Here is an 18,223-nt window from a genome sequence, read left to right as displayed (position 1 = left end):
AGTCCGGACCGACGGAAGGGCCCGCCCGGCAGCACGCCGGGCGGGCCCTTCCGCACGTCGGGGGCCGTTACAGCGCGCCCCTGCGCTGCAGCACGTTGTACGAGATCCAGCCCGGCAGCACCGGCAGCCAGAAGGTCAGCAGGCGGTACAGGAAGACCGCGGGGGTGGCGGCCGACGGCGGCACGTTGCCGACCGTCAGCGCACCGATCAGGGCGATCTCGACCGGGCCGATGCCGCCCGGGGTGGGGATCGCCGATCCGGCCGCGTTCGCGGTCAGGAAGACCACGGCGACCGCCGAGTAGCTCATCTCGCCGCCGAAGGCCCGTACCGAGGCGTACAGGCAGGCGGTGAACGACAGGGTCAGCAGCAGGATGCCGCCGAAGCCGGTGATCAGCTTGGACGGCGTCTGCATCAGGTCGAGCATCCGCGGCACCACGCCGAAGAACAGCGAGCGGACCCGGGTCACCACGAAGCGGCGCAGCGGCGCCACGGCCGCCACCACCAGGGCGAGCACCGCCGCCGACAGCACGCCGATGATCACCGCCCGGGAGGCGCCGAGGTCGCCGTTCTTCTGCGTCCCGGTGATCAGGCCGAAGCTGAACAGCAGCAGCAGGTGCCCGCCGAGGCCGGCCAGCTGGGAGGCGCCGACGCTGGCGACCGCCTGCCCGGAGCGGATCCCGGCCTTCTGCAGGTAACGGGTGTTGAGCGCGATGCCGCCGATGGCGGCGGGCGCGACCAGCTTCACGAAGGAGCCGGCGAGCTGGGCGGCGACCGTCCGCCCGAAGGGCAGCCGCTCCGGGACGAAGCCGGTGAGGCTCATCGCCGCGGCGCCGTAGGTCGCGGCGGCGGCGGCCAGCGCGAGGGCGGCCCAGCCCCAGTCCATCTGGGAGAGCTTGAGCTGGCCCGGCTGGATCGTGGTCAGCGCCAGGTAGGCGGCGAAGGTCAGCGCGATGACCATGATCAGGGTCTTCGGCTTGAGCCGTTCCAGCCTGGCCGGGGCGAGCGGGGCCTCCGGGGCGATCTGCAGGATCTGCCGGCGGATCCGGCTGAGCAGGTCCTCGCCGGCCGCCGCGATGTCCTCCTCGGCCTGCTCCTGGGTGCGCTCGCCGGCGGCGACCTGCTCCAGGGCGAGCGCCTGCGCGGCGGCCTTGCGCTCCTTGGTCATCCGCTGCAGGTCGATCCGGGTCGAGCGGCTCAGTCCGACCGGCTGCAGCAGCGGCAGCGCGGAGGCGACCCGGTCCGCGCCGAGCACCCGGTTGGCGACGTCCACCGAGCGCTCCGGGCCGACCCGCAGCGCGAAGGTGGTGAGCAGCTGGGCGATGTCGATCCGCAGCGTCAGGTCGCCGGCCGCGATGTCGCCGCCGGAGAGGTTCACCAGGCAGCCGGTCTTCTCGTCGACGACCAGCAGGGACTCGCCGGTGAGGCGGCGGTGCGCGATCCGGCGCTCGTGGAGCGCGGCGACGGACTCCCAGAGCGAGGCCATCAGGTCGTCGGTGATCTCGTCGTCGGCGAGCTCGTCGAGGGTGCGGCCAGCCACGTTCTCGTAGACCAGGATCGCGGCGTCCGGGCCGAGCTCGGAGGTGGCGACCAGCTGCGGGGCACGGGCGCCCGAGGCGGCCGCCGCGTAGGCGATCAGCGCCTCCTGCTCCAGCGCCTGGCGCAGCGACTGCGGGCTGCGGCGCACCGCCACCGAACGCAGCCTTATCCGCCGCCACGCCCGGTAGAAGAAGCCGGAGGCCTGCTGCTCGCGGTCGATGATGTGGACGTCCAGCAGCGCGCCCTCGTACTGGGTGACCAGGTAGCGGCGGGTCTCGCCCGGGGCGTCGGGGGCGCGGTGCGCGCCGGACGGGGTGAAGCCGACCTTCCGCAGGCCGATCATCAGGTGCTTGCCGGTGGGCCGGATGTTCGGCGAACCGATCGCGTACAGCGTGCCGTACGCCACCGACCAGCCGATGAGCACGGTGAGCAGCAGCGACAGCGGGGTGGTGTAGCCGCTGATCAGCTCGGTGGCGCCGCTGAGGACGACCACCACCCACAGCGCCACCCGCCAGCGCGGCCGGCTCGACATGCCGACGGCCGTCATGTAGGCGATCACCGGCGCCAGGTAGCCGTGCACCGGGTCGGTGAGCGTCTCGGTGCCGCCGGGCGGCACCTGGGTCAGGGCGTCCCGGATCGCCTGCGGCGCGCCCGCCGCGACCCACCAGTCGATGCCCAGCGAGACGCCGTAGGCCAGCACCGAGGCGAGCACGCCGTCGGCGACCCGCAGGCCGTCCCGCTTGATCAGTCGCTCGACCGCGAAGGCCAGCGGCACCGCGAGCACCGCCACGCTGGAGCCCAGCGCCGCGACGGTCGACAGCATGCCGGGCACCTTGTCGGCGTTGGACGAGATGTCCGTCTCGATGCCGGTGGTGGTCGACACGGCGACCTGGGCGAGCACGAAGACCGCGATGATGCCGAGCACGCCGGCCATGAAGCGCAGCAGGTCGGACGGACGGTGGGCGCGGGCGGCGAGCAGCGGCTCGTCGACGGCCAGGTGTTCGCCGGTCGGCTCCTCGGACGCGGTCGTCCCACCCCCCGTCCCGTGGCCGTCCTGCGCGTCGTCGTGCCCGTCCTTGCCCGGCGCCTGCCGCTGCGGCGAGACTGTCGGCGGTTCGGGTTCGGGCCCCGCAGACCGGTCGGTGGCGGACTCGTCGGAGCCCTTGTCCACGTTCACGTCTGCCGTCCCGGTCATCTGGTCTCGTCCTCGTATCCCCACGCACTGCCCCGAAGATGCTGCCATGCCGCGGCTCCTCGCGTGGGACAGGGGCCCGATCGGGCGCGGCGGATCGCCCGCAGGGGGCCCAGGAATCGACCGGATGGGGAGAAATGCCGCAGCAGTACGACACCACCTCCGACGACGGTGCGCTGCCGCCGTTCGCCGAGGCCGTGCTCGACCTCACCGAGCGCATCCCGCCCGGCCGGGTCATGACGTACGGGGACGTCGCCGAGTACCTCGGCCAGGGCGGCCCACGCCAGGTGGGCCGGGTCATGTCACTGTACGGCGGCGGAGTGCCCTGGTGGCGGGTGATCCGGGCGGACGGCCGGCCGCTGCCCGGCCACGAGCACCGCGCCCTGCCCGAGTACCGGGCCGAGGGCACCCCGCTGCGCGAGGTCGGCGGCGAACCCCGGGTCGACCTGCGGCGTGCCCGCTGGGACGGCGGCTGACCCGCGCCGCCGGATCCGCCGAACCGGGTGCGCGGGCGGGGCATGTCGGTGCAGGATCGTAGGCTCGGTGGGGCCGCCCCCGTCCCCGACACCCCCGCCGGCCCGACACCCGCACGGCCGCCGGCAGGACCGCCCGTCCGACCGGCCGCAGAACCGAAGCTCCGCCGCACGACCGCCTGGACCGCAGTGACCTCCCCTTTCCGCCTGGTGCGCAGCCCGCTCGCACAGCCCGCCCCGCCCGCCCTGGACGAGTTCCAGCGGGCGGTGGCCGAGCATGCCGGCGGGCCGTTGCTGGTCCTCGCCGGACCGGGCACCGGCAAGACCACCACCCTGGTCGAGGCGGTCGCCCGGCGGATCGCCGCCGGCACCGACCCCGACCGCATCCTCGTCCTCACCTTCAGCCGTAAGGCGGCCATGGAGCTCCGCGACCGGATGACCGCCCGGATCGGCGCCGCCGGAGCCGCCCCGCAGGCCACCACCTTCCACTCCTTCTGCTACGCCCTGCTCCGCGAGCACCAGGAGCAGGAGGACGCCGCCGAACCGCTGCGCCTGCTCTCCGGCCCCGAGCAGGACGTCATGGTCCGCGAACTGCTCGCCGGCGGCGCCGAGGACGCCCGCGACGGCACCGGCCGCATCTCCTGGCCGCTCGACCTGCGCGCCTGCCTCACCACCCGCGGCTTCGCCGACGAGGTCCGCGCCGTGCTCGCCCGCAGCCGCGAGCTCGGCCTCGGCGAGGACGAACTGGCCCGCTTCGCCGAGGGCGTCCAGCGGCCCGACTGGGCCGCCGCCGCCCACTTCCTCGCCGACTACCTCGACGTCCTCGACCTGCGCGGCGTCCTCGACTACGCCGAACTCGTCCACCGCGCCGTCCTGCTCGCCGAACGCCCCGAGGCCGCCGAGCAGCTCGCCGCCCGCTACGACGTCGTCTTCGTGGACGAGTACCAGGACACCGACCCCTCCCAGGTGCGGCTGCTGCGCCGGCTCGCCGGCGGCGGCCGCGACCTCGTCGCGGTCGGCGACCCCGACCAGTCGATCTACGCCTTCCGCGGCGCCGACATCAACGGCATCCTCGACTTCCCGGGGACCTTCCGGCAGGCCGACGGCCGGCCCGCCGAGGTCAAGGTGCTGCGGGTCTCCCGCCGCTCCGGCGCCGTCCTGCTCGCCGCCACCCGCGAACTCGCCCGCCGGATGCCGATGGGCCGGCTGCCCGCCGACAAGCTCGCCCAGCACCGCGCCCTGCTGCCCTCCCGCGAGGGCGGCCGGGTCGAGGTCTACACCTACCCGACCCCGGGCGCCGAACTCGACTCCGTCGCCGACCTGCTGCGCCGCGCCCACCTGGAGGACGGCGTCCCCTGGGGCGAGATGGCCGTCCTGGTCCGGGCCGGCGCCCGCTCCATCCCCGGCGTCCGGCGCGCCCTCTCCGCCGCCGGCGTGCCCCTGGAGATCGACGGCGACGACCTGCCGCTGCGCGAGGAACCCGCCGTCGCCCCGCTGCTGCTCGCCCTGCGCACCTGCGCCGACCCCCTCGACCGGCTCACCCCCGACCTCGCCCACACCCTGCTCACCGGCCCGCTCGGCGGCCTCGACGGCTCCGACCTGCGCCGGCTCGGCCGCGCCCTGCGCGAGGAGGAACGCGCCGCCCTCCGCGACAGCGGCGAGCAGGCCGCCGTCCGCCCCGCCGAGGAACTCCTCCGCGAGGCCCTCGTCGAGCCCGAGCGGCTCGTCGCCATGGAGCCGGCCGCCGCCCGCCGCGCCCGCGACCTCGGCACCCTGCTGCGCAAGGTCCGCGAACTGCTCGCCGGCGGCGGCAGCGCCGAGGAGGCCCTCTGGCTGCTCTGGGACGGCAGCCGCCGCTGGCGCGAACGCCTGGAACGGGCCGCCCTGCGCGGCGGCGCCGCCGCCCGCAACGCCGACCGCGACCTCGACGCGATCTGCGCGCTCTTCGAGACCGCCGCCCGCGCCGAGGACCAGGCCGCCGGCCACCGCAGCGCCCCCGAGTTCCTGGCCGAACTGGAGGCCCAGGACATCGCCGCCGACACCCTCACCGTGCGCACCGTCCGCCCCGAGGCCGTCCGGCTGATGACCGCCCACCGCTCCAAGGGCCTGGAGTGGCGCCTCGTCGTCGTCGCCGGCGTCCAGGAGGGCCTGTGGCCCGACCTCCGCCGCCGCGGCTCCCTGCTGGAGGCCGACCGGATCGGCCGCGACGGCCTCGCCGAACCGCTCTCCCCGGCCGCCCTCCTCGGCGAGGAACGCCGCCTCTTCTACACCGCCGCCACCCGCGCCAAGGACCGGCTGATCGTCACCGCCGTCAAGGCCCCCGCCGAGGACGGCGACGAACCCTCCCGCTTCCTGCGCGAGCTCTACCGCGAGGAGCTCGACCCGCGCACCGGCAAGGTCCGCTCCCGCACCCCGCAGGTCACCGTCGCCGACATCACCCACCGCCCGCGCCGCCCGCTGGCCGTCGCCGCACTCGTCGCCGAACTCCGGGCCGTCACCGTCGACCCGGCCCGCCCGCCCGCGCTGCGCCGCGCCGCCGCCGAACGCCTAGCCCGGCTCGCCGAGGCCACCGACGAGGACGGCGCCCCGCTCGTCCCCGCCGCCCACCCCGACCGCTGGTGGGGCCTGCACGACCAGACCGCCGCCCCCGACCCGCTGCGCTCCCCGGACACCCCCGTCCGGCTCTCCGGCAGCGGCCTCGAACAACTCGACAGCTGCGCCCTCCAGTGGTTCCTCGACAAGGACGTCCGGGCCGCCGGCACCGCCAGCGCCGCCCAGGGCTTCGGCAACGTCCTGCACGCCCTCGCCGACGAGGTCGGCTCCGGCCGCACCCCCGCCGACCTCGCCGTCCTCATGGAACGCCTCGACACCGTCTGGGACGCCCTCGCCTTCGACGCCCCCTGGAAGTCCCACCAGGAGAAGACCGAGGCCCGGGCCGCCCTCGAACGCTTCCTGCACTGGCACGTCCTCGAACGCGGCCGCACCACCGTCGCCACCGAACACGGCTTCGACCTCACCCTCACCGTCGGCGGCGTCGCCGTCCGCATCCGCGGCTCCATGGACCGCATCGAGCAGGACGCCGGCGGCCGCGCCTACGTCGTCGACTTCAAGACCGGCAAGCAGATCCCCACCGAGAAGTCCCTCCCCGATCACAAGCAGCTCGCCGTCTACCAGCTCGCCGTCCGCAACGGCGCCCTCGACGGGCTGCCCGGCGTCCCCGAGGGGATCGCCTCCGGCGGGGCCGAACTCGTCCACCTCCGCGAGCCCGGCAAGACCGACAAGGAAGCCCCCAAGGTCCAGCAGCAGGCCCCGCCCGACGGCGAACCCTGGATCGAGAACCTGCTCGCCGACGCCGCCGGCCGCGTCCTCGCCGAACGCTTCGTCCCCACCCAGGGGGACGGCTGCGGCCGCTGCGCCTTCCGCAGCAGCTGCTCCGCCCAACGCGACGGCCGCCAACTGATCGACTGAGCCGGGGGCGGAACTGCGCAGCCCCTGGTCGGGGTGACCATTCAGGGGTGCTGCTCCCCGAGCGCCGGTACGGGATGTCGGCGGGGCCGGTTAGCGTTGGGGGGTGCGTTCCGTGCTCGACGACCCCGGCCAGTTGAAGGAACTGCTCGGCATTCCGTTCAACGCCGAGCAGATGCAGGCCATCGGTGCCCCGCTGGAGCCCGCCGTGATCGTGGCCGGCGCGGGCTCCGGCAAGACGACGGTGATGGCCGCCCGGGTGGTGTGGCTGGTCGGCTCGGGGGCGGTCGCGCCGGAGCAGGTGCTCGGCCTGACCTTCACCAACAAGGCGGCCGGTGAGCTCGCGGAGCGCGTCCGCACCGCCCTCCTCCGCGCCCGCGTCCTCGACCCGGACGACACCGAGTCCCTCGGCGAGCCGGAGATCTCGACGTACCACGCCTTCGCCGGCCGGCTGCTGAAGGAGCACGGCCTGCGCCTGGGCATAGAGCCGGACGTCCGGCTGCTCGCGGACGCGACCCGCTTCCAGCTGGCGGCCAAGGTGCTGCGTTCCGCCCGAGGCCCGTTCCCGGCGCTCACCGGCACCTTCTCGGCGCTGGTCGCCGACCTGATCGCGCTGGACTCCGAACTCGCCGAGCACCTGGTGCAGCCCGAGCGGCTGCGCGCCTGGGACGAGGAGCTGCTGGACGGCCTGGCGACGGCGAAGCTGACCAACGAGGACCTGCGGGCCGTCCCGAAGGCCGCCCGGGCCCGCCAGGAGCTGCTGCACCTGGTGGAGGACTACCGGCGCCGCAAGCGGGCCGGCGGCCTGATGGACTTCGGCGACCAGATAGCCGCCTCGGCCCGGCTGGCGCAGGAGCGCCCGGAGGTGGGCCGGCTGCTGCGCGAGCAGTACCGGGTGGTGCTGCTCGACGAGTACCAGGACACCTCGGTGGCGCAGCGGCTGATGCTGGCCGGCCTGTTCGGCGCGGACGGCGGCGGCAGCGGCCACCCGGTGACCGCGGTCGGCGACCCCTGCCAGGCGATCTACGGCTGGCGCGGCGCCTCGGTGGCCAACCTGGACGACTTCCCGGTGCACTTCCCGCGCGAGGACGGCACCGCCTCGGCCCGCTACGCGCTGAGCGAGAACCGCCGCAGCGGCGGCCGGCTGCTGGCCTTCGCCAACCACCTGGCGGCCGACCTGCGGGCCATGCACGAGGGCGTGGAGGCGCTGCGCCCGGCCCCGGGGGCTGAGGCGGACGGCTTCGTGCGCTGCGCGCTGCTGCCGACGCACGCCGAGGAGATCGACTGGCTGGCCGACCGGATCGCGCACCTGGTGCGCACCGGGACGGCGCCCGGCCGGATCGCGGTGCTCTGCCGGGGCGGTGCGGCCTTCCCCGACGTGCACGCGGCGCTGGTCGCCCGGGAGGTGCCGGTCGAGGTGGTGGGCCTCGGCGGGCTGCTGCAGCTGCCCGAGGTGGCGGACCTGGTGGCGGTCTGCGAGGTGCTGCAGGACCCGACGGCGAACGCCGCGCTGGTGCGGCTGCTGATCGGTCCGCGCTGGCGGATCGGCCCCCGCGACCTGGCGCTGCTGGGCCGCCGCGCCGCCGAGCTGGTGCGCACCGAGCGGCTGCAGGGCGATGCGCTGGCCGCGGCGGTGGCGGGCACCGACCCGACCGAGGTGGTGTCGCTGGCCGACGCGCTGGAGACCTTCCTGGAGGCGGAGCAGCCCGACGAGCTGCCGTTCTCGCCGGAGGCCCGGGTGCGCTTCGCCCGGCTGGCGCGGGAGGTCCGGGAGCTGCGGCGGGCGCTGGCCGAGCCGCTGATGGACGTGCTGCACCGGGTCCTCGCGGTGACCGGCCTGGAGGTCGAGCTGTCGGCCTCGCCGCACGCGCTGGCCGCCCGCCGCCGGGAGACGCTGCACGGCTTCCTGGACATCGCGGCCGGCTTCGCCGACCTGGACGGCGACCCGGGGCTCTCCGCCTTCCTGGCCTTCCTGCGGGCGGCGCAGGAGTACGAGCGGGGGCTGGACGCCGGGCTGCCCGGCGGCGAGGACACCGTGAAGGTGCTGACCGCGCACAAGTCCAAGGGCCTGGAGTGGGACGTCGTCGCGGTGCCGGGCCTGGTGAAGGGCGGCTTCCCGTCCGGCCAGGGCCGCGAGCGCTGGACGAGCACCCGCCGGGTGCTGCCGCACGCACTGCGCGGCGACGCCGACACGCTGCCCGGCGACCCGCCGTGGACGGCCAAGGGCATGGGTCTGTTCAAGAAGGAGATGGCCCACCACTCGGCGGTGGAGGAGCTGCGGCTCGGCTACGTCGCCTTCACCCGCCCCCGGGAGCTGCTGCTCGCCTCCGGGCACTGGTGGGGGCCGAACCAGAAGCGCCGCCGCGGCCCGTCGGACTTCCTGGTCGAGCTGCGCGAGCACTGCGCGTCGCCGGGCAACGGCGAGGTCGAGGCGTGGGCGGAGGAGCCCCTGCCGGAGGCGGAGAACCCGGCGCTGGCCCGCTCGCTGGAGACGCCCTGGCCGCTGCCGCTGGACGCGGCCGCCCAGCGGGCCCGCCGCCGGGTGGCCGAGGTCGTCCGGCACCGGCTCGCCGGGGCGCCGCCGGCCGAGCCCGAGGAGATGGCCCCGGAGGACGCCCGGCTCGTCGCCTCCTGGGACCGGGACCTGGACGCACTGCTCGGCGAGCTGGCCCGGGCCAGGCGCTCCGTGCGCGAAGTGCCGCTGCCCGCCTCGCTCTCGGCCTCGCAGGTGATGCGGCTGGCCGCCGACCCGGACGGCTTCGCCAGGGAGCTCGCCCGGCCGATGCCCCGGCCGCCGCAGCCGGCCGCCCGCCGCGGCACGCGCTTCCACAGCTGGGTGCAGTCCCGCTTCGAGACCGAGGAACTGCTGCTCCTGGAGCCGGACGCGCTGCCCGGCGCCGACGAGGACGGCATCGAGGACGAGCGGGACCTCGCCGGGCTCAAGGAGGCGTTCCTGCGCAGCCCGTACGCGGACCGGGTGCCGTACCGGATCGAGGCGCCGTTCCAGCTGCTGCTGGCGGGACGCGTGGTGCGCGGCCGGATCGACGCGGTCTACCGGGAGCGTGACGGTGGCTCAGGGTCACCGCACCCCTGGCGCTACGAAGTGGTCGACTGGAAGACCCACCGCGAGGAGACCGCGGACCCCCTGCAGCTCGCCATCTACCGGCTGGCCTGGGCCGAGCGGGCGGGCGTCGAGCCGGAGCAGGTCAGTGCGGCGTTCCTGTACGTCCGCAGCGGCCGGGTCGTCAGACCCGCAGGACTTCCTGACCGAAAAGAGTTGACCAGGCTCCTGATCGGGAATAGTGAAGAATGAGTCACGCAGAGCATTCAAGCCGTCACGGGATCGTGCGAAATCTGTGCACTGTGCACTTTTCGCACCTATTGTGGGGTCGGTAACCGGTCAACCCCGTACTCCGGCCGCATACGGGGGCCACAGCCCCCTGACCCTCCGTCATCACCGCAGGTGTCCCCTGGCACCGGCCACCTTCTGCTGGAGAGACCGACGTTGAGCGCGACCGGATGGATCAGAGACCGGCTCGCGGGGCCCACCCCGGGGGCAGACCCAGGCACGGTGACGGGCACCTGGCCGAGAACCGCACTGGCGCTGCCGTTCATCGGCATGGCGCTGGTGGTCTCCCTGGACTTCTTCAGCAACACCGAGGTGACGGTCGAGCCCGCGCTCACCGCCGTCCCGGCGCTCGCCGCCGTCGTCAGCCGGCGCACCTGGTACCCGCTGCTCATCGGCGTGCTGACCGAGCTGGCCGCCTTCCTGATGGCCGGCTACAACGACGTGCTCGGCGAGTCGGTGCACAGCGCGACCGTCTTCGCGATCGCCCTGGTCGCCGGCATCGGCTGGGTCTCCACCACGCTGAGGCTCCGCCAGGAGCTCGCCCTCGCCGAGGCCCAGCTCGTCGCCGAGATCGCCCGCCGGGTGCTGCTGCGGCCCGTCCCCGACCGGGTCGGCAGCGTCCGCGCCGCCGTGCACTACGCGGCGGCGCACGCGCACGCCTCGATCGGCGGCGACCTCTACGAGGTGGTCAACACCCGGCACGGGGTGCGCGCGGTGGTCGGCGACGTCCGCGGCAAGGGCCTCGCCGCCGTGGAGACCGCCGCCGCGGTGCTCGGCGCCTTCCGCGAGGCCGCCCACCAGGAGGCCTCGCTGGACCGGGTCGCCGGCTGGCTCGCCGTCAGCCTCGACCGCGCCCTGCACGAGAACGACCACCCCGGCATCGAGGAGGAGTTCGTCACCCTCGTGCTGATCGGGATCCGTTCCGACGGCACCGCGGAGGTCGTCAACTGCGGACACCCCGCACCCGTCCTGCTGCGCACCGGCGAGGGCGTCGCCCTGCTGGAGCCCGCCGAACCCGTCCCGCCGCTCGGCGTGCTCGACCCGGCGGACGTCCGGCCGCCCGTGCAGCGGCTGCCGCTGCGGCCCGGCGACCGGGTGCTGCTCTACACCGACGGCGTGATCGAGGCCCGGGACGGCGGCGGAGCGTTCTACCCGCTCACCGACCGGCTGCCGCACTGTGCGACCGGGTGCCCGGTCGAGGTGCTGCGGAACGTGCACCAGGACGTGGTGCGGCACGTCGGGCACAAGCTCGGGGACGACGCGGCGATGCTCCTCCTCCAGTACGAGCCGGTCGGCCCGCACCTTCCCGTCCAGGGCGGCCGCCCCATGCTCGCCAAGGGCTCGGGGCGGGTCTAGTACCCCAGGGGCAGCACCCCTGAGGTGCTGGTGCCTTCTACAGGTCGACCTCGACGACGAGGGGGCGGTGGTCGGAGACGGTGGTGCGGGGGGCTGCGGCGGGGCCGACGGCGGTGCGGGGGACGCCGACGGCGAGGACGTGGTCGAACTGCACGGCCGGCTTGTGGGACGGGTAGGTGGGGGTGCGCGCCAGGTCGTACCAGCCCTGCGGGCGGGGCCGCGGCTCGCGGACCCGGCGCCGCCGGCCGCCGTCCTGTTCGAGCCGGGTGCGGCGGGCGGCCCGGGCCTCGCGGACCCGTTCCCGGGCGGTGGTGCGGTCCAGTGCGGCGGCCCCGCCGAGCACCGTCCGCGGGACGGCCCCGATCAGGTTGAAGTCGCCGAGCACCAGGTAGGGCCGGGGCAGGTCGGCGATCCAGCGGCGGATCGCGGCCAGCTGCGAGACGTTCCAGCCGGGCACGAAGGACAGGTGCGCGGCGACCACGGTGAACGGCCCGTGCCGGCCCTCGAGCACGGCGGCCAGCGCGGCCCGCGGCTCGTCCGGGACGGGGGTCAGCCCGCGGCGTCCGGCGACCCGCAGCGGCAGGCCGAACGGTGCCGGGGCGAACCGGCGGGCCCGCCAGTGCCGGACCGGAAGGCGGGTCAGCAGGGCGGTGCCGTAGGAGGGCAGGCCGATGGCGGTGTCCACCTCGGCGGGGCCGTAGACCTGCAGCGAGGTCATCGCCGGGTCGGTCAGCCAGCCGGCCAGCGGTGCGGGTCGGCCGTGCAGGGCGGCGGCGAAGCGCCAGTCGGCGGCGCCCATCGCCTTGGCGGCGACGGCGGCCTGGTCGACCAGGCCGGAGCGCTCCTGGTGGCGGTCGACCTCCTGCAGGGCGAGGACGTCCGCGTCGAGTTCGGCGATCGCGTCGCCGAGCGGGGCGCCGGGCTCGGCCGGGTAGGGCAGCGGCGCCCCGTCGACGGCGAGCGGCTGACCGTGGAGCAGGTTGAAGGTGGCGATGCGCAGCTGGCTCACATCCCCGACCGTACCCGCTGTCCGGCCCCGGACCGCCCGGTCGGGGCGGCGGGGCTTGAGGCTCCGGGGCATACCGGGTATACATACTCGGTATGTCGATCCGTCATGGTCTCCTCGCCCTCCTCGACCAGGGCCCCCGGTACGGCTACCAGCTGCGCTCCGAGTTCGAGGCCCGCACCGGTGCGACCTGGCCGCTGAACGTCGGCCAGGTGTACACCACGCTGGGGCGCCTGGAGCGCGACGGGCTCGTGGAGCCCGCCGGAGAGGACGACGAGGGCCACCTCTTCTACGCCGTCACCGAGGCAGGACGCACGGAACTGCGCCAGTGGTTCGACTCCCCGGTGCCCCGGACCAATCCGCCCCGCGACGAACTCGCGATCAAGCTGGCGATGGCCGTCGGCGTCCCCGGCGTCGACGTCCAGGCCGTGGTGCAGTCCCAGCGCCGACACAGCATGAAGGCGCTGCAGGACTACACCCGGCTCAAGGCCCAGGCGCTCACCGCGGGCGAGCAGCAGAACGACCTCGCCTGGCTGCTCGTCCTGGAGCAGCTGATCTTCCAGACCGAGGCGGAGATCCGCTGGCTGGACCACTGCGAGAGCCGTCTCGCCCAGCACGCCTCCCGATCCGTCCCGGCGCCCGCACCCGCGCCGCCCGCCACCACCACGGGCCGGTCGCGCCGGTCCCGCATCTGACCCACCACAGCAGGGGGAAGCATGAGCACCACCCACACCGAACCGCGGCCGCCCGTGCTGCACCTCGACCAGGTCAGCCGCGTGCACGGCCACGGCGCCGCCGAGGTGCACGCCCTGCGCGGCGTCGAACTGGTCGTCCACCCCGGCGAGCTGGTCGCCGTGATGGGCCCCTCCGGCTCCGGCAAGTCCACCCTGCTGACCCTGGCCGGCGGACTGGACAGCCCCACCTCCGGTCGCGTGCTGGTCGAGGGCGCCGTGCTCGGCGAGCTCTCCCGCAAGCAGCAGGCCCAGGTCCGGCGCCGTTCGGTCGGGTACGTCTTCCAGGACTACAACCTGATCCCGGCGCTCACCGCCGCCGAGAACATCTCCCTCCCGCGCGAGCTCGACGGCGTCTCCGGCCGGACGGCCCGCCGCGAGGCGCTCGCCGCACTGGAGGAGCTCGGCATCCCCGAGCTCGCCGACCGCTTCCCCGACGACATGTCCGGCGGCCAGCAGCAGCGCGTCGCCATCGCCCGCGCCCTGATCGGCGATCGCCGCCTCGTCCTCGCCGACGAGCCCACCGGCGCCCTCGACTCCACCACCGGCGAGGCCGTCCTCGCCGTGCTGCGCGCCCGCTGCGACGCCGGCGCCGCCGCCATGATGGTCACCCACGAGGCCCGGCACGCCGCCTGGGCGGACCGCGTGGTCTTCCTGCGCGACGGCCGGCTGGTCGACCAGAGCGTCAGCCGCGACGCGGCGAGCCTGCTGGTCGCCGCCGCCACCAACAGCGTGAAGGGGCCGGGCGAGTGAGCCTCCGTTCCTGGCGGGCCGCGATGCGGATAGCCCGCCGCGACGCCATGCGGGCCAAGGGCCGCAGCGCCCTCGTCCTCGCCATGATCGCCCTGCCGGTGCTCGGCGTGGCCGGTGCCGACGTGATGTACCGCAGCGGCGAGCTGGAGCCCGGCGAGCAGGCCGTCCGCGTGATGGGCACCGCCGACGGACTGCTGCACTCCTTCGGCCGCGGCACGATCGTGCTCCAGCCGCCGAACGCCGAGGAGGGCGGCTGGGGCGCCCCGGTGGAGGAGGGCAAGAAGCCCACCGCCGAGCAGGTCCGCAGCGCGAAGACCGATCCCGCGGTCCTCGCCGGGGAACTGCTGCCGCCGGGCACCGTGCTCGTCCCCTTCCCGACGGGCGAGAACGCCTCCGCCACCAGCAAGGAGGGCCGCCTCGGCGTCGACACCACCGAGGCCGACCTGACCGACCCGATCTGGCGCGGCCGGCTGAACGTCGTCGAGGGCCGGGCCCCGAGCGGCGCGCACGAGATCGCCGCCACCCGCACCTTCCTCGACAAGTCCGGGCTGCACGTCGGCGACCGCACCGTGCTGCACGGCCTGGACGGCACGCCCTTCCACATCACCGCCGTCGCCGAGTTCCCCGGCGAGCTCGGGGCCGTCACCCTGATCGGCCGCCCGGGCGAGCTCGTCGCCCCGCTGCACGCCGCCAACCGCGGTGCCGACCGGAGCGACCGCTTCGGCGGCGACCGCTGGCTCGTCAAGCTGCCGCACGGCGCCGTCCTCGACTGGCCGAAGGTCCTGGAGCTCAACAAGTACGGCCTCGGGCTGACGTCGCGCACCGTGCTCATGGACCCGCCGCCGCGCGCCCAGGTGCCCTACTACGTCGACATGGACCAGCACGGCTTCGGGGGCGTCGACACGGTCGGCCTGGTCGTCGTCGGCACCGTCGTCGGCATGGCGCTGCTGGAGATCGTGCTGCTCGCCGGCCCCGCCTTCGCGGTCGGCGCCCGCCGCTCGCGCCGCCAGCTCGGCCTGCTCGCCGCCGGCGGCGGAGACCGCTCGCACATCCGGGCCGTGGTGCTCGGCGGCGGCCTGGTGCTCGGCCTGGCCGGCGCCGTGGTCGGTGTCGTCCTCGCCGTCGCCACCGTCGCGGTGCTCCGCCCGTGGGCGGAGGAGGCCGCCGGACAGCGCTTCGGCCACCTCGACCTGCAGCCGCTGGACCTGCTCTGCATCGCCCTGATCGGCCTGGTCACCGGCCTGCTCGCGGCGGTCGTCCCGGCCTTCCAGGCCGCCCGGACGGACGTCGTCGAGGCGCTCACCGGCCGCGGCTCCGTCCGGCCCCCGAGCCGCAAGCTCGCCGTCGTCGGCCTGGTGGTGGTCGGCATCGGTGCCGCGCTCGCCCTGCTCGGCACCTTCACCGGCGCCGCCGGCCGCACCCTCGGCACCCTCGGCGGATCGGCGCTCGCCGAACTCGGCATGATCGCCTGCACCCCGATGCTGGTCGGCCTGTTCGGCCGGCTCGGCCGCCACCTGCCGCTCAGCCCCCGCCTCGCGCTGCGCGACGCCGTCCGCCACCGCGGCCGCACCGCCCCCGCCGTCGCCGCCGTGATGGCCGCGGTCGCCGGCTCCGTCGCGGTCGGCATCTACACCGCCAGCTCCGACCTGGAGCAGCGGCAGCAGTACCGGGCCGAACTGCCCGCCGGGTCCGTCCGGCTGATGGCGGACCAGGGTCCGGGCACCGTCACGGCCGACCTGACCGCCCTGCGCTCCGCCGTCGAGCGGTCCATCCCCGACATCGGCCCGCGCGCCGACCCGCTGTCCACCCAGTACGGCAGCAACTGCCAGCAGCGGTCCTGCGGCTGGGTCGAGGTGTCCGTCCCCAAGGAACTGCGCTGCCCGGTCCGGGACCCGGACGTCGAAGGCGGCAGCATGTCGACCGACGAGGTCCAGCGGATCCTCCGCGAGGACCGGCGCTGCGCCGACGAGCCGACCTACGGCAGCATGGCCGGCTACGTCCCGGCCGGCGACGCGACCGTGCTGCACAACATGTTCGGCGTGCGGGACACGGCCGCCGAGCAGGCGCTCGCCGAGGGCAGGGCGGTGGTCTTCGACCGGAAGCTGATCAAGGACGGGAAGATCACCCTCGACCTGACGGTGGAGCAGACGGAGACCAAGGAGGACGTCCTCAGCCCCGCGCCGAGCGGCAAGCCCACCGTGCACCACGTCACCGTCGACGCCGTCTACACCGCGCCGGAGACGCCGGCCGCCCAGGCGCTGGTCAGCCCGGAGACCGCCAAGCGGCTCGGCCTGAGCACCCGTCCGGCCGGCAGCGTCTGGCGGCCGGCCGCGGCGCCCTCCGACGGCGCGGAGCAGAAGGCGTCCGCCGCGGTGGCCAAGCTGGACGACGGCGTCGCCGTCACGGTCGAGCGCGGCTACCGCTCGCAGCAGACCCTCACCGGGCTCGCCCTGACCGGCTTCGCCGGCGTGGTCGCCCTCGGCGCCGCCGGCATCGCGACCGGTCTCGCCGCCGCCGACTCGCAGCGCGACCTGGCCACCCTGGCCGCGGTCGGCGCCACCGGCGGCATCCGGCGCCGGCTGTCCGGCTTCCAGTGCGGGGTGATCGCCGCGATGGGCACCGTGCTCGGCACGGTCTGCGGCGTGATCCCGGCGGTCGCCCTGCGCAAGATGGAGGCGTCCGCGGTCTACAGCTCGCAGTACGGGATGATCAAGCCCGCCCACGCCGTGATCGCCTTCCCGTGGACGGACCTCGCGGTCACCCTGGTCGGTCTGCCGCTGCTGGCCGTGGGGCTGGCGATGCTGTTCACCCGCTCCCGGCTGGTGCTCGGCCGCCGCACCGCCTGACCCGCCCCCACCCCGGTCACCTCCCGCCCCGTCCGGCGCGGGAGGTGACCGAGGTTACGGGCGGCTGCTGCACCGGGGCGGGGCGCGCACCCGTCCGGGCGAACTAAAGTCGTCCGTATGACGAAAACCCCGGACAGCGTCGTCCGCTCCTACATCGACGAGCACGAGCCCGCATTCCTGCGGGAACTCTCCGACTGGCTGAGCATCCCCTCCGTCTCCGCCGACCCGGACCGGGCCGGCGACGTCCGCCGCTCGGCCGAGTGGCTGGCCGGGGCGCTGCGCAGCACCGGCTTCCCGGTGGCCGAGGTGTGGGAGACCGACGGGCTGCCCGCGGTGTTCGCCGAGTGGCCCTCCGGGGACGCGTCCGCGCCGACCGTGCTGGTCTACGGGCACCACGACGTGCAGCCGGCCACGAAGGAGGACGGCTGGGAGACCGAGCCGTTCACCCCGACCGTGGTCGGCCGGCGGCTGTTCGCCCGCGGCGCGGCCGACGACAAGGGCCAGGTCTTCTTCCACACCCTCGGGGTGCGCGCCCACCTCGCCGCCACCGGCCGCACCGCCCCCGCGGTCAACCTCAAGCTGCTGATCGAGGGCGAGGAGGAGTCCGGCTCGCCGAACTTCGCCGCCCTGGTGCGCCGCGAGGCCGAGCGGCTCGCCGCCGACGTGGTGGTCATCTCGGACACCGGCATGTGGTCCGAGACCCAGCCGACCGTCTGCACCGGCATGCGCGGCCTGGCCGACTGTCAGATCGACTTCTTCGGCCCGGACACCGACATCCACTCCGGCTCGTTCGGCGGCGCCGTGCCCAACCCGGCCGAGGTGGCCGCCTCGCTGGCCGCCGCCCTGCACGACGCGGACCGCAGGGTCGCCGTCCCCGGCTTCTACGACGGCGTGGTCGAGCTGACCGACCGCGAGCGCGAGCTCTTCGCCGAGCTGCCCTTCGACGAGGCGCAGTGGCTGCGGGTCGCCAAGTCGTACGGCACCCAGGGCGAGGCCGGCTACTCCACCCTGGAGCGGATCTGGGCCCGTCCGACGGCCGAGGTCAACGGCGTCTGGGGCGGCTACACCGGGCCCGGCGGCAAGACGATCGTGCCGTCCGAGGCCCACCTCAAGCTCTCCTTCCGGCTGGTCGCCGGCCAGGAGGTGGAGAAGGTCCGGGAGGCCGTGCGCGCCTGGGTGGCCGAGCAGGTGCCGGAGGGCATCCGCTACGAGATCGCCTTCCCCGGCGCGACCCGGCCCTGCCTGACGCCGCTGGACCACCCGGCGCTGCAGGCGGTCGTCCGGGCCATGGGCCGGGCCTTCGAGCAGAAGGTCCTGTTCACCCGGGAGGGCGGCTCCGGCCCCGCCGCGGACCTGCAGGACGTGCTCGGGGCGCCGGTGCTGTTCCTGGGCATCTCGGTGCCCTCGGACGGCTGGCATTCCGTCAACGAGAAGGTGGAGCTGGACCTGCTGCGCAAGGGCGTCGAGACCTCGGCGTACCTGTGGGGCGAGCTGGCCGGGACCCGGCCGTGAGCCG

Annotated in this window: 10 protein-coding genes; 8 read left to right on the top strand and 2 right to left on the bottom strand. The window is 75.1% G+C overall.

What is annotated here, in order from left to right; all coding sequences use genetic code 11:
• Nucleotides 1–67: 67 nt before the first annotated feature.
• Nucleotides 68–2,731: a lysylphosphatidylglycerol synthase transmembrane domain-containing protein gene (locus tag ABZ641_RS04945; RefSeq protein WP_344625587.1), complete on the bottom strand. Its 2,664-nt coding sequence runs from the start codon at nucleotides 2,729–2,731 to the stop codon at nucleotides 68–70.
• Nucleotides 2,732–2,865: 134 nt separating this feature from the next.
• Between ABZ641_RS04945 and ABZ641_RS04940 the strand changes: the two genes are divergently transcribed.
• From ABZ641_RS04940 to ABZ641_RS04925, 4 genes are all read left to right on the top strand, one after another.
• Complete coding sequence (locus ABZ641_RS04940) at nucleotides 2,866–3,204, top strand: MGMT family protein (protein WP_344625586.1); 339 nt, start codon at nucleotides 2,866–2,868, stop codon at nucleotides 3,202–3,204.
• A 186-nt stretch (nucleotides 3,205–3,390) separates the two neighbouring features.
• The gene (locus tag ABZ641_RS04935) at nucleotides 3,391–6,669 is read left to right on the top strand and encodes an ATP-dependent DNA helicase (protein ID WP_359979228.1); all 3,279 of its coding nucleotides are present in this window, start codon (nucleotides 3,391–3,393) and stop codon (nucleotides 6,667–6,669) included.
• Nucleotides 6,670–6,772: 103 nt separating this feature from the next.
• Complete coding sequence (locus ABZ641_RS04930) at nucleotides 6,773–9,979, top strand: ATP-dependent DNA helicase (protein WP_359979225.1); 3,207 nt, start codon at nucleotides 6,773–6,775, stop codon at nucleotides 9,977–9,979.
• 258 nt (nucleotides 9,980–10,237) lie between these two features.
• Nucleotides 10,238–11,371, top strand: coding sequence for a PP2C family protein-serine/threonine phosphatase (locus ABZ641_RS04925; RefSeq protein ID WP_359979222.1), 1,134 nt, complete (start codon nucleotides 10,238–10,240; stop codon nucleotides 11,369–11,371).
• A 37-nt stretch (nucleotides 11,372–11,408) separates the two neighbouring features.
• On the opposite strand, the gene ABZ641_RS04920 is transcribed toward ABZ641_RS04925, so the two are convergent.
• Entirely contained in the window at nucleotides 11,409–12,380 is a 972-nt protein-coding gene (locus ABZ641_RS04920; protein ID WP_359979219.1) for an endonuclease/exonuclease/phosphatase family protein, read from the bottom strand.
• 92 nt (nucleotides 12,381–12,472) lie between these two features.
• Here ABZ641_RS04920 and ABZ641_RS04915 point away from each other — a divergent pair, with 92 nt between their 5' ends.
• The 4 genes from ABZ641_RS04915 (at nucleotide 12,473) to ABZ641_RS04900 (ending at nucleotide 18,219) form a co-directional block, all read left to right on the top strand.
• The gene (locus tag ABZ641_RS04915) at nucleotides 12,473–13,072 is read left to right on the top strand and encodes a PadR family transcriptional regulator (protein WP_344625581.1); all 600 of its coding nucleotides are present in this window, start codon (nucleotides 12,473–12,475) and stop codon (nucleotides 13,070–13,072) included.
• A 21-nt stretch (nucleotides 13,073–13,093) separates the two neighbouring features.
• On the top strand, nucleotides 13,094–13,861 hold the full coding sequence (locus tag ABZ641_RS04910; protein ID WP_344625580.1) for an ABC transporter ATP-binding protein: 768 nt from the start codon (nucleotides 13,094–13,096) through the stop codon (nucleotides 13,859–13,861).
• Nucleotides 13,858–16,707, top strand: coding sequence for an FtsX-like permease family protein (locus tag ABZ641_RS04905; RefSeq protein ID WP_359979216.1), 2,850 nt, complete (start codon nucleotides 13,858–13,860; stop codon nucleotides 16,705–16,707). The genes ABZ641_RS04910 and ABZ641_RS04905 overlap by 4 nt, the downstream gene beginning before the upstream one ends.
• A 117-nt stretch (nucleotides 16,708–16,824) precedes the next feature.
• Entirely contained in the window at nucleotides 16,825–18,219 is a 1,395-nt protein-coding gene (locus ABZ641_RS04900; RefSeq protein WP_359979213.1) for a dipeptidase, read from the top strand.
• Nucleotides 18,220–18,223: the final 4 nt, after the last annotated feature.

Origin of the sequence: Kitasatospora sp. NPDC007106 (assembly GCF_040634455.1) — a bacterium.
In the GTDB taxonomy this organism is placed as follows: Bacteria; Actinomycetota; Actinomycetes; order Streptomycetales; family Streptomycetaceae; genus Kitasatospora; species Kitasatospora arboriphila.
The sequence above is the reverse complement of the archived record's forward strand: the minus strand, read 5'-3'. Positions and strand labels throughout refer to the sequence as shown.

Bases quoted from the DNA above. Each gene is read 5' to 3' on its own strand.
- ABZ641_RS04900 (WP_359979213.1), top strand. From the start codon at position 16,825: ATGACGAAAACCCCGGACAGCGTCGTCCGCTCCTACATCGACGAGCAC.
- ABZ641_RS04915 (WP_344625581.1), top strand. From the start codon at position 12,473: ATGTCGATCCGTCATGGTCTCCTCGCCCTCCTCGACCAGGGCCCCCGG.
- ABZ641_RS04945 (WP_344625587.1), bottom strand. From the start codon at position 2,731: ATGACCGGGACGGCAGACGTGAACGTGGACAAGGGCTCCGACGAGTCC.
- ABZ641_RS04940 (WP_344625586.1), top strand. From the start codon at position 2,866: ATGCCGCAGCAGTACGACACCACCTCCGACGACGGTGCGCTGCCGCCG.
- ABZ641_RS04910 (WP_344625580.1), top strand. From the start codon at position 13,094: ATGAGCACCACCCACACCGAACCGCGGCCGCCCGTGCTGCACCTCGAC.